Here is a 12,109-nt window from a genome sequence, read left to right on the forward strand (position 1 = left end):
CTTGTATGAGCAACCAGGAAATCGAAGACATCCCCATCCGCGACGACATGATCCGCCTCGGTCAGCTCCTGAAGCTCGCGAATCTGGTGGAGGACGGCGTTGAGGCCACCGAACTGATCAAGAACGGCCTGGTCAAGGTCAACGGAGAAATCGACGACAGGCGCGGGCGGCAGCTCCATCACGGGGACACGGTCACGCTCAACAACCGCACCGTCCGGATCAGCGCGCCGGGCGCCTGACCGCCGGGGACGTCGGAAACAGTTACCGCGAGCGGCTACTTGTTCAGCACTTCGTGCGTCAGGAACTCTGACACATGGCCGATCTCCTGCGCATTGATCCCGTGCCACATTCCGGTGTACAGGACCTTCGTCAGCTTCACGTGGCTGCGGACCCAGCCCATCGTGTATTCGATCTTGTCCTCGGTGATTACCGGATCCTGCTGGTCACGGCCCCAGAAGAACGGCACCGTGCCGTCGAGTTCGGCGTCGCGGAACTCGCCGTCAGACCCGGCATCGACGACAAAACCGGAAAGTCCGACGACGGCGGCAAAGTCAGCGGGACGCTTCCGCAGCAGCGTGGTGGCCATGGCCATGCCCATGGAAAACCCGAGGAGCGTGATGGACGGATGGTTCGCTTTCACCGTGTCGAGCCAGTCGAGGACGTATCCTGCCGCGGACTTCACCGCCTCCAGGGAGTAATCGACGGCGCCGGTCAGCGGGAACCAGGAAAAGCCGGATCCCATGGCGAGGGGCGCACGGACGGAGGCTACTGCAAAGTCGTCCGGGAGCATGTCCGCCAGGCTGAGCAGATCCTGCTCGTTGGCGCCGTAGCCGTGCAGCAGGACGAGCAGGGGCTTGCCGGCCCGATCTTCCTCAGGCTTGGACCACAGGACAACGGGAGCGGGAAATGAGTCGGCTAAAGTCATGGCTCCATTCTTACAGTTACCCGCTGGCAACTGCCTACGCTGGCGCGGCTGGGCCGGGAAGGGCAGGATGTGAACGTGGACGCGGAGGCCGTTGTACCCACCCGGCTGGCAAGCCAGCAGCTGCGCGACCCCGTGGCAGCCTCGGTGGAGGATGCGCTGAAGAACCTGCTGGCCGTCCAGGCCCAGGAGTTTCCCTATGCCCGCTGGTCGCTTGCCCAGCGAACGGCCGGTGCAACCGCGAACGACGTCGAGCAGGCAGTCGCTGACGGACGGATCCTCCGGACCCACATCCTGCGGCCCACCTGGCATTTTGTACACCGCGATGATCTGCCGTGGCTTCGGGAGCTCTCCGCCCCGCGCCTGCACCAGGCCAATGCCGGAATGTACCGCCGGACCGGTATTGACCCGGCAGCAGCGGCCCGCAGCGGAGCAGCATTGGCAGCCGCCGTGGCGGGCGGCCGGCAACTGACGCGCGAACAGGTGGCGGCCGAACTCGAGCGCGCTGGTTTCGCGGCCAAGGGACCTGTCCTGGCCTACCTGATAATGCACGCAGAAATCAGTGGCGTGCTCGTAAGCGGAGCGCCGGTGCGGAGTGCCTCTGGCTCGGTCCGGCAGACGTACGCGTCCTTCGCTGAACGGGTTGGCCCGGACGCGGCCGGCGAACTGCCGAGGGAACAGGCCCTCGCCGCGTTGGCGGTGCGGTATTTCCGGAGCCGCGGGCCTGCCACCGTCAAGGACTGCGCAGACTGGTCCGGGATGACCATGGCCGACATCCGCCTGGGTGTGGCCCTTGCCCTGGAGAACGATCCCGCGGCGCTCGAGCAAGCGGTGATTGACGGCGTCGTTTTCTACCTCGCCCCTGGAACCGAAACCCCGGGCCATGCCAGCGCGGGACATCGCGGTTCCGCCCCGCGCATCGATCTGGTCCAGTGTTATGACGAATACATCATGGGGTACTCGGTCTCCCGCGGATACCTCGGCGGGACCGCGCCTGCCTTCCCTGTGAATGGCGCTCCCATCCATGTTGTACTGCTGGACGGCCGCATGGCCGGGGCCTGGCGGCACGGCTTTGTGCGGCCCGGGACGCCCGGCCAGCAGTGCCACCTCGACATCCGGATCAGTGGCCCCCTTGGCCCGGCGGAAGGCCTCACCGCGGGAGCCCTGCCGGACGGAGCCCTGGCCGGAGCGTTGGACCGCGCCGTGGCGGAGTATGAAGCGTTCCTGGGAATGCCGACAACGCGCTGACCGGCACACCCGGGGCTTCGGGGACTAAGCTGGATTGACACCCATGAGAGGCCCGCACTGCTATGAACAACCTGTTCTTCTGGATCATCATTCTGTCGTTCCTGATTCCCATCGGGTTGCGCATGTACCGGAGGTCGGTCCAACGGCGGGAGCAGGACGGGAACCTCTACGGGCAGAATCCGGGCGGGTTTCCGGGCCAGTTCCCTGGCCAGGGCAGGCCAAAGAACACGCCCCGGGACGGCTACACGCAGCAGGACTACATGAGCGGGGGCTTTGGCCTTCCGCCGGCCCGTGACCGGGAGCAGCTTCCGCCTCTGGACCAGCCGTACCCGAACACGCCGTACCCCCAGTTCCCCCAGGCCGGCCAAGTTCCCCAGCCCGGCCAGGTCCCGCCTCCTGGAACACCTTCCGGGCAGCCCGGGGGCGTTCCCTATGAGGACAGCCCTGAATACCGCGCCAACCCGCCGCAGCCGCAGCAGGCCCGGCCGCAGCCGGAAACCGGCCCGGCCACTCCCCCGCCGCCGGCCGCCCCGCAGGGTTACCGCGCACGCAAACTGGCCGAGCTCGACCAGCAATACAGCAACGGGGAAATCTCCATGGAGGAGTACATGTCCCGGCGCAACGACATCATGAACGGCTAGGCGCAGGCTTCAGGCCGCCCGCGCCGTTTCCGCCCGGAACCGTTTGCGTGCTTTAGCGAGGCGCCGGTGTTCACGTCGTTGCTCGCGTCTTTGCCGTACTTCTTCGGGGCCTACGCCCTCACTCTGGATTTCCGGTACCAGCAGTGTCCCAGGCAGCGGCGGCGCGGTGGAATAGTAGCTGCGCCCGGTGGGGGTCCGTACCTCGAGAGTGTGCCTCGTTCTCCCTGTGCCCGCTTCTCCATGGCCAGGGGCCCCGGAACGAGGTTTCACCGACCATCCGTGGGATTCTTTGGTGTGGTTGCAGGCCTCGCAGAGTCCGGCTCCGTTGCCCAAGCTGGTGGTCCTGCCGTCATGCCACGGGATGATGTGGTCGTGGTGCCGGATCGGGGCGGTGTACAGCCGCCGCAGCGACAGACCAAAGGCAGGGTCATCGGCGGCGGTGTCGCCGGCATACTGCAGGGTCTCCCTTGCCCAGGCTGCCGGGACCACGCCATAGCCGGGAAGGCGGGCCGGTTCACTGTCACCTTGGAAGAGGGCCCGGTCGGTCATGATCATCTGAATCTCGACGCCGGTGACTCCGCCGGGCGTGCCGGTGGCCCGCTCGACCAGGGCATCGGCCATGATCTGGCCCCGGGAACGCGCATCTCCATCAGAACGTGCTGTGTCGGCATATCGGCTCAGCGCCGCATACACTGCCACTCCTGCCTTTACGGGCAGCAGAGCGGTCAAGTAGGTCATCGTGTCCGGCGCTGGCCGCAGGCTGACTCGCCGCTCGGTTACGGCGTGACTGGCCCGCTTCACCACCGAGTGTGGCTCCAGCCGGTATGCTGCAGCCCGCACCGCCGCAATCAGGGCGCGGTCGCCCACGCCTGCAAGTGCCCCGGTGTCCGGGGCGAGCTCTTCATCCACAGCGCACCGGTCCGCCGCGGACAGCCACGCCGTCTCGCGCACCAGCAACGTAGCCCGCCACTCATTCAACTCCCCGGCCTCCAGGGCTCCGAGTACGTGGCATTTCCGTCACCAACGCTTTCGCAAGGCCCAGCAGCCGGCCGCCGCGGGCCGGAGACTCCCGCCGGGCGAGCGCGATCTGCGCCCCGACACCCTGACCCAGCTCATCCGCCGGCAGCCCGGCCCCGGCCTGCTCCCGGCGCTGCAGCACGTCAAACGCCACCGCAACGCGGGCCTGCAACGCGGCCGCAGCCGACTTCAGGTCCTCCAGCTCCCGCAACTGGTCAATCAGGGCGGCGCTGTCAGCGCACGGCCGGACAGTGGCGAGGAACGCGGCCAGATCCCTGACCGTGACCCCACCACCCGCTGCTGCCGTTGTCGGAGCCTGATCCGGCCCGCCGTTGCCTTCCATGCGGACAGTCTTTCAGCGGGCACCGACATTATTAGCGGCCGTGAAGCAGCGACAGCCCGCGTCCCGCCGCTGTCAGCGGAGGGACGCGGGCTGTCCTGCTGCGGGCTGTCCTGATCCAGGCCCGGTTGTGTTCCGCCTGCCGGCTAGTCCACCTGCGGAAACCCGAGATCGATGACGGACGTGGACGGATCGGGCCAGCGGGTGGTGACCACCTTGCCCCGCGTGTAGAAGCGGATGCTGTCCGGGCCGTACATGTGCGTGTCGCCGAACAGGGAGTTCTTCCATCCTCCGAAGGAGAAGGTGCCCACCGGGACGGGAATCGGCACATTGACGCCCACCATGCCGGCCTCGACGTCGAACTCGAACTGCCGGGCGGCGCCGCCGTCGCGGGTGAAGATGGCCACCCCGTTGCCGAACTCGTTCTCGTTAACCAGGCGGACGGCGTCGCTGTACGTGTCCACGCGCACCACCGAAAGGACCGGGCCGAAGATCTCGTCGTCGTACACCTTCATGCCGGGCTTGACGTGATCCACCAGGCTGACGCCGATGAAGAAGCCGTTCGAATCGAACTGCTGCGAGCGCCCGTCGACGACGACAGTTGCGCCTTCATCTTCCGCGCCGGCCACGTAGGAGGCCACGCGCTCCCGGTGCTCCGCCGTAATCAGCGGCCCCATCTGCGACGACGGGTCGGTGCCGGGACCGATCTTGAGGTCGGCCATCCGGCTCGTGATTGCCTTCACCAGGTCATCGGCGATGTTGCCGACAGCCACGAGCACGCTTACCGCCATGCAGCGCTCCCCCGCCGAACCGTAGGCCGCGGAGATGGCCGCATCGGCCGCCATGTCCAAATCGGCGTCAGGCAGCACCACCATGTGGTTCTTGGCACCGCCCAGTGCCTGGACGCGCTTGCCATGATCCGCGGCGCGCTTGTAGATCGACTGGGCAATGGGCGTTGAACCCACGAAGCTGACGGCCTTCACGTCCGGATGTTCAAGCAGCACATCGACGGCCTCCTTGTCGCCCTGCACCACGTTCAGCACGCCGGCCGGCAGCCCGGCCTCGGCAAAGACCTCTGCGATAAAGACGGCCGAGGACGGATCCTTCTCGCTGGGCTTCAGCAGCACGGTGTTCCCGCAGGCCAGCGCACTGCCGATCATCCAGAGCGGCACCATGGCCGGAAAGTTGAAGGGCGTGATGCAGGCGACCACCCCGACGGGCTGCCGGACCGAGTGAACGTCGACGCCGCTGCAGACCTGCTCTGACCGCTCACCTTTGAGCATGTGGGACAGTCCGGTGGCGAACTCGATGTTCTCGAGGCCGCGGGAGATCTCACCTTCGGCGTCGGAGACCACCTTGCCGTGCTCACTTGTCAGAATCGCCGCGAGCTCGGATTTGCGCTGCATCAGGATTTCGCGGACCCGGAAGAAGATATTGCTGCGCTTCGCGAGACTTGTTGCCCGCCACGCGGGCAGCGCGGCCTTGGCCGCTGCGATGGCCTCCTCGACCCTGGCGGCCGAGGCAAGCGCCACTTCCTTCTCCTGCTGTCCGGTGGCGGGGTTGAAGACGGGGCCAAATCGGTCGGCGTCACTGACACGGCTGCCGTTGATGAAATGGGGAATGGTTTCCATGGGTGTCTCTTTCTTACGCAGATTCTTGGGCACGGGAATAGGACGTGCCTGGTAAATACGGGGCGCCCGCTACTTTGGCGGGCTCGGGCTACTTGGCGGGCTGCAGGGAACCGTCCACGAGCTTGATGATCATGGAGCAGTCCTTGCCCGACTCCCCCGCGTCAATGAGCTGCTGGAACAGCTGCTGGACATGCTTGCCGATTTCCAATGGCGTTCCGGTGTCCTCCGCCGCGCTGATGGCCAGGCCGATGTCCTTGTTGGCAAGCTCGGTGGTGAACGTCGGCGCGAAATCGTTGTTGGAGGCGGCGGTGGAGACCACGCCGGGCACCGGATACCAAGTGCGCAGGGCCCAGCTGTCCCCCGAGGAGACCGATGCAATGTCCCAGAACACCTGCTTGTCGAGACCAAGCCGGTCCGCCAGCACAGCACCTTCAGCCGTGGACGCCAGGTTGATGAAGAGCATCAGGTTGTTGCAGATCTTGGCTGCCTGGCCGGTGGTGGCCCCGCCGGTGGGAATGATGTTGGAGGCCATCGGCCCGATGTAGCCGGTGGCGTCAGCCACCGCGCCCTCTTCGCCGCCCACCATGAACGTGAGGGTTCCGGCCTTCGCCCCGCTCATTCCGCCCGAGACGGGGGCATCCACGAAGCGGAAGCCCGCGGCAGCGGCGGCGTCGTGCAGTTCCTGGGCGGACGCGATATCGATGGTGGAGGAATCCACCAGGAGCGTGCGGGTATCGGCACGGGCCAGGACCCCGTCCGCGCCAAGGTAGACGGCCTTGGCGTGCTCGCCCTTGGGGAGCATGGTGAAGACGACGTCGGCGCCGCCCACCGCCTCGGCGATGCTCTGCACGGGTTTCACTCCGCCGGCCTCTGCGGCGGCGACAGCAGCCGGGTTGAGGTCGAATCCGCGCACCTCGTGCCCGGCCTTTGCCAGATTTGCTGACATGGAACCGCCCATGTTCCCCAGACCGATCCAACCGACTACTGCCATCGCGTAAGCTCCTTTGCTTTTGGGTCCGGCCTCCGGGCCGGAAGATCTCTGTCAACCATCACACCCTGCTAGAGTGCAATCAAGGGGAAAAATTACAGATGGTATGTGCACTGATGCACATTGGGTGAAAGGACGCCACGTGCGTCGGCTTCCAAGTCCGGACGATTTGCTGATTTTGCTGACCGTCGCCCGCCTGGGGCGGTTCAACGCCGTCGCGGAGACGCTGGGCACAACACACACCACGATTTCCCGCAGGATCATGGCGCTCGACAAACAGTTGGGCGGGCGGACGCTGGAACGAAGCCCGCATGGCTGGGAACTGACCGAGCTCGGAGCGTCAGCGGTAGCAGCGGCCGAAGCCATTGAAGAAACCCTGGGTTCACTCTCGGGCCTCATCGGCGAGGACAACAACGCGCTCTCCGGCCTGGTGCGGATCAGCACGTCGGACGGGTTCGGCGCCGAGTTCGTGGCCCCCGCGCTGGTCCGCCTCCAGCGCCGGAATCCGCAGCTGAATGTGGAGATGCTCAGCGCCACCCGGAAGGTCAGCCAGAACAGGTCCGGGGTGGATCTTGAAGTGGTGGTGGGCCGGACCGATGTCAGCAACGCCCAGCCGATCTTCCTGTCCAACTACTTCCTGCGGCTCTATGCCAGCCGCGCCTACGCCGCAGAGCGCGGCCTGCCTGAAACGCTCGACGCCGTTGGGCAGCACGGCTTTGTGTCTTACGTTGAATCGGCTCTCCAGGTGGCCGAGCTTGGCCACCGGGCCTCACAGCTGCCCATGCCGAAGTCCAGCTTCCAGGCAACGAGCATCTTTGCCCAGGTGGAGGCGGTGCGCCGGGGTGCGGGCATCGGCCTGCTGCCGAATTTCATGGTGGCAGGCAGGCACGACTTCGTGCCGGTGCTCCCGGACGACTTCCAGCGCCAGCTCGCCGTCTGGGCGGTGGCGCGGCCAGAGTCTCTGAGGTCCGGCAGGGTGCAGGCCGTCCTCGCGGCCCTCAAGGACGAGGTGCAGGAACGCCAGGACGTGCTCACCGCCTGACGCCAACTGCCTAACGCGGCCAGCCTGCAAAAAGGTGACAGGCGTGTGACAGCTGTCAGGCCCGGAACAGCCGCCTGACCACTTCTCCTGCGGTGAGCGCGTCCAGGCCCTCGTTGATCTCTTCCAGCGGCTTGGTATCCGTATGCAGCAGCTCAACGGGCAGGCGGCCTTCGCGCCAGTACCCCAGGTAGAGGGGGATGTCCCGCTCGGGCACGGCGTCGCCCATGTAGGAGCCCAGCAGACGCTTGCCTGCACCGGCGAACTGCAGGGCGGGCACCGTCAGTTCTGCGGAGGGGTGCGGCAGCCCCACGGAGACCACGGCTCCGCCGCGCGTCACGTGCTCCAGGCAGGAGGCAATCACGCGGGCGGAACCCACTGCTTCGATGGCAGTATCCACTCCGTCACCGGTGGCCTCCGCGATCAGCCGCGCAGCCTCCTCGGGTGTGCCGACGGCGGTGGCCCCGCAGTCCAGGGCGAGCTGGTGCTTGCTGGTGTTGGGGTCAATCGCAATCACGGCCGATACGCCGGCGAGCGCCGCCCCCATCACTGCGGAGAGCCCGACGGCCCCGAGGCCGAAAACGGCCACCGACTGGCCGTCGTCGACCGCTGCCGTGTTAAGGACCGCCCCCATTCCGGTGAGCACGGCGCAACCGAACATCGCGGCAACCGTGTCCGGGACGTCGTCGTCAATGACCACCACCGATTCACGGGCCACGACGGCATAGTCTGCAAAGGCGGAGACGCCCAGGTGGTGGTTGATCCGTTCGCCGGACGGAGCCCGGAGCACGGCCTCACCATGCAGGAGGTCGCCTGAGGCGTTGACTTCGGCGGCACGGTGACACAGGGCGGGACGCCCGGCCTTGCAGGCCCGGCAGGCGCCGCAGCTGGGGACGAAGACCAGCACAACGTGGTCCCCCACGGAAACGTCCGTGACGCCGTCGCCCACGGCTTCGACCCGCCCTACTGCCTCATGCCCGAGTGCCATGGGAAGCGGCCGGACCCGGGAACCGTCAACCACGGACAGGTCAGAGTGGCACAGGCTCGAATAGGTGATGGCGACGCCGAGTTCCCCCGCGCGGGGTGCGGGCCGGTCCAGCTCCTGCACGAGGAGCGGACGGGCTTCGGCGTAGCGGGTTCCGGAGGGAACGGTGGCATAGAGGACAGCTGCTCGCATGGAAATTCCTGCCTTCGGTGGATTGCCGGCACGCAGCTGCCCGGGCCTGCGTGATCGCGGGTCCGGGCAGCTGGGCTGGCTGTTGTGATTGCTTCCTGGTGGCTACTTTTTGCCGGCCGCCAGAAGGTCGGCGGTGCCCTGGGCGTCGGCGGCGTCGACGTCGTGCAGTGAAATGCCGCGGGTTTCCTTGAGGAAGTACACCGAGATCAGGGTCACGATGCAGGCCCCGAGAAGGTACAGCGCCACCGGGGTGGAGGACTTGAAGCTCCCCAGCAGGGAGGTGGCGATGATCGGGGCCATGGAACCGGCCACGATGGACGTCACCTGGTAGCCCAGGGAAACACCGGAGTAGCGCATGCGGGTGGGGAACATCTCGGCCATGATGGAGGGCTGGCCGGCGTACATGAGGGCGTGGAACATCAGGCCGATGGTGATCGCGGCGAGGATGATGAGGTCATTGGCGGTATCCATCATGGGGAAGGCGAAGAAGCCCCAGGTTCCGCCGAGGATGGCGCCGGCCATGTAGACGGGACGCCGGCCGAAGGCGTCGGACAGCTTGCCGACCAGCGGAACCGTGCAGAAGTGGATGAAGTGCGCCACCAGCAGGAGCAGCAGGATGCGGGACGTGTCGGTCTGCACGACGACCTTCAGGTAGGTGATGGAGAACGTCACCACGAGGTAGTACAGGATGTTCTCGGCAAAGCGCAGGCCCATGGCCGTGAACACGCCGCGCGGATAACGGCGGAAGACCTCGGCGACGCCGTAGCCCTTCTTCTCGACGGTGACTTCCTTGCGGGCCTCGAGGAAGATCGGCGCGTCCTGGACCTTGGTGCGGATGTAGTAGCCGATGATGACGATCACGGCAGACAGCCAGAAGGCCACACGCCAGCCCCAGCCGAGGAATGCTTCCTGGGAGAGCGTGGAGGAAAGGGTGAACAGCACGCCGGTGGCCAGCAGGTTCCCCATCGGAACGGCCGACTGCGGCCAGCTGGACCAGAATCCGCGGGACTTGTTGGGGCTGTGCTCGGCAACGAGCAGCACGGCGCCTCCCCATTCGCCGCCGACGGCGAAGCCCTGGACGAAGCGGAGGAACACCAGCATCGCCGGGGCCCAGTAACCTATCTGGGCGAAGGTGGGCAGGCAGCCCATGAGGAACGTGGAGACACCGACCAGGATGATGCTCAGCTGCAGCAGCTGCTTGCGGCCGAACTTGTCGCCAAAGTGGCCAAACACGATGCCGCCGATCGGCCGGGCCACGAAGCCCACGGCGTAGGTGACGAACGCCGCGATGATGCCGTCCAGCTCTGTCCCTGAATTGGGGAAGAACATCTTGCCGAACACCAGCGTGGCCGCGGAGGCATAGAGGAAGAACTCATACCACTCCACCACAGTGCCGGCCATGGAGGCCGTAACGACCTTCTTCAGGCCCGAGGCCCTGACATCGGTTTCCTCTACGCGGCTTGCGGCCGGGTTTTCCGTACTCATTTTGTGAACTCCTTCGGCGTCTTCGTCGACACCACATGGGACCAGGCTCTGGCGGACCTGTGATGTGTGCCACTGGCCGCCGTTTCCAACGAGTATGGTCTGCCCCTGCTGCAAGCTCAACGACAAATAGTGCAGGGCGCATCTGCATAAATGCACAGGCGCTTGGCCCTAAAGCCATTCCCTGCGGCGTCGGAGCCGGTCCCGGGAGTGGGAGTTCAGGCTGGGAATCAGGCTGAGAAATGCCCGCGGAGCTGGGCGCTGAGCTGCCCGATCTCGGTGAGGAAGCCGTCGTGGCCGATCGGCGCTTCGATGACATGAACATCCACGTCACCCGGGAGGGCATCCGCGAGTTCGCGTGACTGGGACGGGAAGTACAGCCGGTCCGAGTCGACGGCGGCGACAAAGAAGTCCGCCGTGGTCCGCGCCAGCGCTTCCTTCAGGGTTCCGCGCCCGCGGCAGATGTCATGGCTCATGAGGGCTTCGGTAATGGCGATGTAGCTGTTGGCGTCGAAGCGCTGGACGAGCTTGCTCCCCTGGTGGTCCAGGTAGCTTTCCACCTGGTACCGGCCGCGGTCCCCCAGGGCATCCGCCTGCAGCGGAGCTTCGCTGTCCTGGGCGTTCCGGCCGAACCGGAAGTCCAGCTCGTGCGCCGAGCGGTAGGTAATGTGGGCGATCCGGCGGGCGAGGGCCAGCCCGGCTTCGGGGATCGGGCCACCGTAGTAGTCGCCGCCGTTGAAGTTGGGATCCTGGCGGATGGCGAGGGTCTGCGCCTGTGCAAAGGCGATCTGTTCGGCGGTGCTGCTCGCGCCCGCGGAGATCACGCCGCAGCGGCGCACCCGGTCGGGGAAGGTGACGGCCCACTCCAGTGCGCGGGCGCCGCCCAGGGAACCGCCCACAACGGCAAACCAGCTGCCGATGCCGAGCTGGTCAGCCAGGCGCGCCTCGGCAACGGTGGAGTCCCGGAGGGTCACCAGCGGGAAGCGCGAGCCCCACGGCTTGCCGTCGGGGGCGGCCGACGCCGGGCCCGTGGATCCGTAACAACCGCCCAGGATGTTGATGGAGACGACAAAGAACCTGTCCGTATCCGCCGGCGCGCCCGGTCCGGCCAGCTGCTCCCACCAACCTTCCTCGTCCGCGCTGCCCCGCGTCACATGCGTGCTCCCGGTGAGTGCGTGCTCCACCAGGATGGCGTTGGAGCCGTCCGCGTTGAGCGTCCCCCATGTTTCGTAGGCCAGCGTGACGTCTGGGAGGAATCCGCCGGCCTCGAGCTCGATGCCGCCGATGTTGGCATACTGGACTGTGCCGTCGGGAACTCGGCCATCCAGAGTGCGGTTGTTCGGCACAGCGCCAGTGGGAACTTGCCCGTCCGGCACATCGGTGCGGGTAACGGAAATCGTCATCGGTATACCTCTTCTACGCGCTTGCCCGCCGCCAACTGGCCGGCAGGCCAGGTCTTCACCCGGGGCACCCCACCGCGGAAGGAGGGTTGCCGGCCAGCAAGCCGGGGCTGTCGCTGGCACTCATGACCTGGACCAAGCTTACGAAAGGGCCCACGCCCCGCGCGAAGATTGTGACGGCTATGTGACTCCGGGGGGCGGCCGAACGCTGGCGGCGGGCGCCG

The 12,109-nt window shown here is 66.5% G+C and carries 10 protein-coding genes, 1 pseudogene and 1 riboswitch; of the genes and pseudogenes, 4 read left to right on the plus strand and 7 right to left on the minus strand.

Annotated elements, in window-relative coordinates:
• Positions 1-5 precede the first annotated feature (5 nt).
• The gene (locus ACIP90_RS06700) at positions 6-239 is read left to right on the plus strand and encodes an RNA-binding S4 domain-containing protein (RefSeq protein ID WP_205654439.1); all 234 of its coding nucleotides are present in this window, start codon (positions 6-8) and stop codon (positions 237-239) included.
• Between the two features lie 35 nt (positions 240-274).
• Here the strand turns inward: ACIP90_RS06700 and ACIP90_RS06705 are convergent, their stop codons facing one another.
• On the minus strand, positions 275-925 hold the full coding sequence (locus ACIP90_RS06705) for an alpha/beta hydrolase (protein ID WP_400577929.1): 651 nt from the start codon (positions 923-925) through the stop codon (positions 275-277).
• Between the two features lie 75 nt (positions 926-1,000).
• Between ACIP90_RS06705 and ACIP90_RS06710 the strand changes: the two genes are divergently transcribed.
• The gene (locus tag ACIP90_RS06710; RefSeq protein ID WP_400577931.1) at positions 1,001-2,170 is read left to right on the plus strand and encodes a winged helix DNA-binding domain-containing protein; all 1,170 of its coding nucleotides are present in this window, start codon (positions 1,001-1,003) and stop codon (positions 2,168-2,170) included.
• Between the two features lie 62 nt (positions 2,171-2,232).
• Positions 2,233-2,811, plus strand: a complete 579-nt coding sequence (locus ACIP90_RS06715) for a hypothetical protein (RefSeq protein ID WP_400577933.1) — start codon at positions 2,233-2,235, stop codon at positions 2,809-2,811.
• A 9-nt stretch (positions 2,812-2,820) separates the two neighbouring features.
• Here ACIP90_RS06715 and ACIP90_RS06720 read toward each other — a convergent pair.
• The 3 genes and pseudogenes from ACIP90_RS06720 to mmsB form a co-directional block, all read right to left on the minus strand.
• Positions 2,821-4,171, minus strand: a pseudogene (locus ACIP90_RS06720) (HNH endonuclease).
• Positions 4,172-4,314: 143 nt separating this feature from the next.
• Positions 4,315-5,799 (minus strand): CoA-acylating methylmalonate-semialdehyde dehydrogenase, encoded by a 1,485-nt coding sequence (locus ACIP90_RS06725; protein ID WP_400577934.1) that lies wholly within the window; start codon positions 5,797-5,799, stop codon positions 4,315-4,317.
• 88 nt (positions 5,800-5,887) lie between these two features.
• On the minus strand, positions 5,888-6,790 hold the full coding sequence (gene mmsB, locus ACIP90_RS06730) for a 3-hydroxyisobutyrate dehydrogenase (RefSeq protein ID WP_400577936.1): 903 nt from the start codon (positions 6,788-6,790) through the stop codon (positions 5,888-5,890).
• 139 nt (positions 6,791-6,929) lie between these two features.
• On the opposite strand from mmsB, the gene ACIP90_RS06735 reads away from it, so the two are divergent.
• Complete coding sequence (locus ACIP90_RS06735; RefSeq protein WP_400577938.1) at positions 6,930-7,829, plus strand: LysR family transcriptional regulator; 900 nt, start codon at positions 6,930-6,932, stop codon at positions 7,827-7,829.
• A 55-nt stretch (positions 7,830-7,884) separates the two neighbouring features.
• Here ACIP90_RS06735 and ACIP90_RS06740 read toward each other — a convergent pair whose 3' ends face one another.
• The 3 genes from ACIP90_RS06740 to ACIP90_RS06750 form a co-directional block, all read right to left on the minus strand.
• Entirely contained in the window at positions 7,885-9,003 is a 1,119-nt protein-coding gene (locus ACIP90_RS06740; protein WP_400577940.1) for an alcohol dehydrogenase catalytic domain-containing protein, read from the minus strand.
• A gap of 102 nt (positions 9,004-9,105) precedes the next feature.
• The gene (locus ACIP90_RS06745) at positions 9,106-10,488 is read right to left on the minus strand and encodes an MFS transporter (protein ID WP_400577942.1); all 1,383 of its coding nucleotides are present in this window, start codon (positions 10,486-10,488) and stop codon (positions 9,106-9,108) included.
• 227 nt (positions 10,489-10,715) lie between these two features.
• Positions 10,716-11,888, minus strand: a complete 1,173-nt coding sequence (locus ACIP90_RS06750; protein WP_400577944.1) for a homoserine O-acetyltransferase — start codon at positions 11,886-11,888, stop codon at positions 10,716-10,718.
• Between the two features lie 12 nt (positions 11,889-11,900).
• Positions 11,901-12,016: riboswitch (SAM riboswitch) on the minus strand.
• Positions 12,017-12,109: the final 93 nt, after the last annotated feature.

Source organism: Arthrobacter sp. NPDC093139 (assembly GCF_044754165.1).
Taxonomy (GTDB): Bacteria; Actinomycetota; Actinomycetes; order Actinomycetales; family Micrococcaceae; genus Arthrobacter.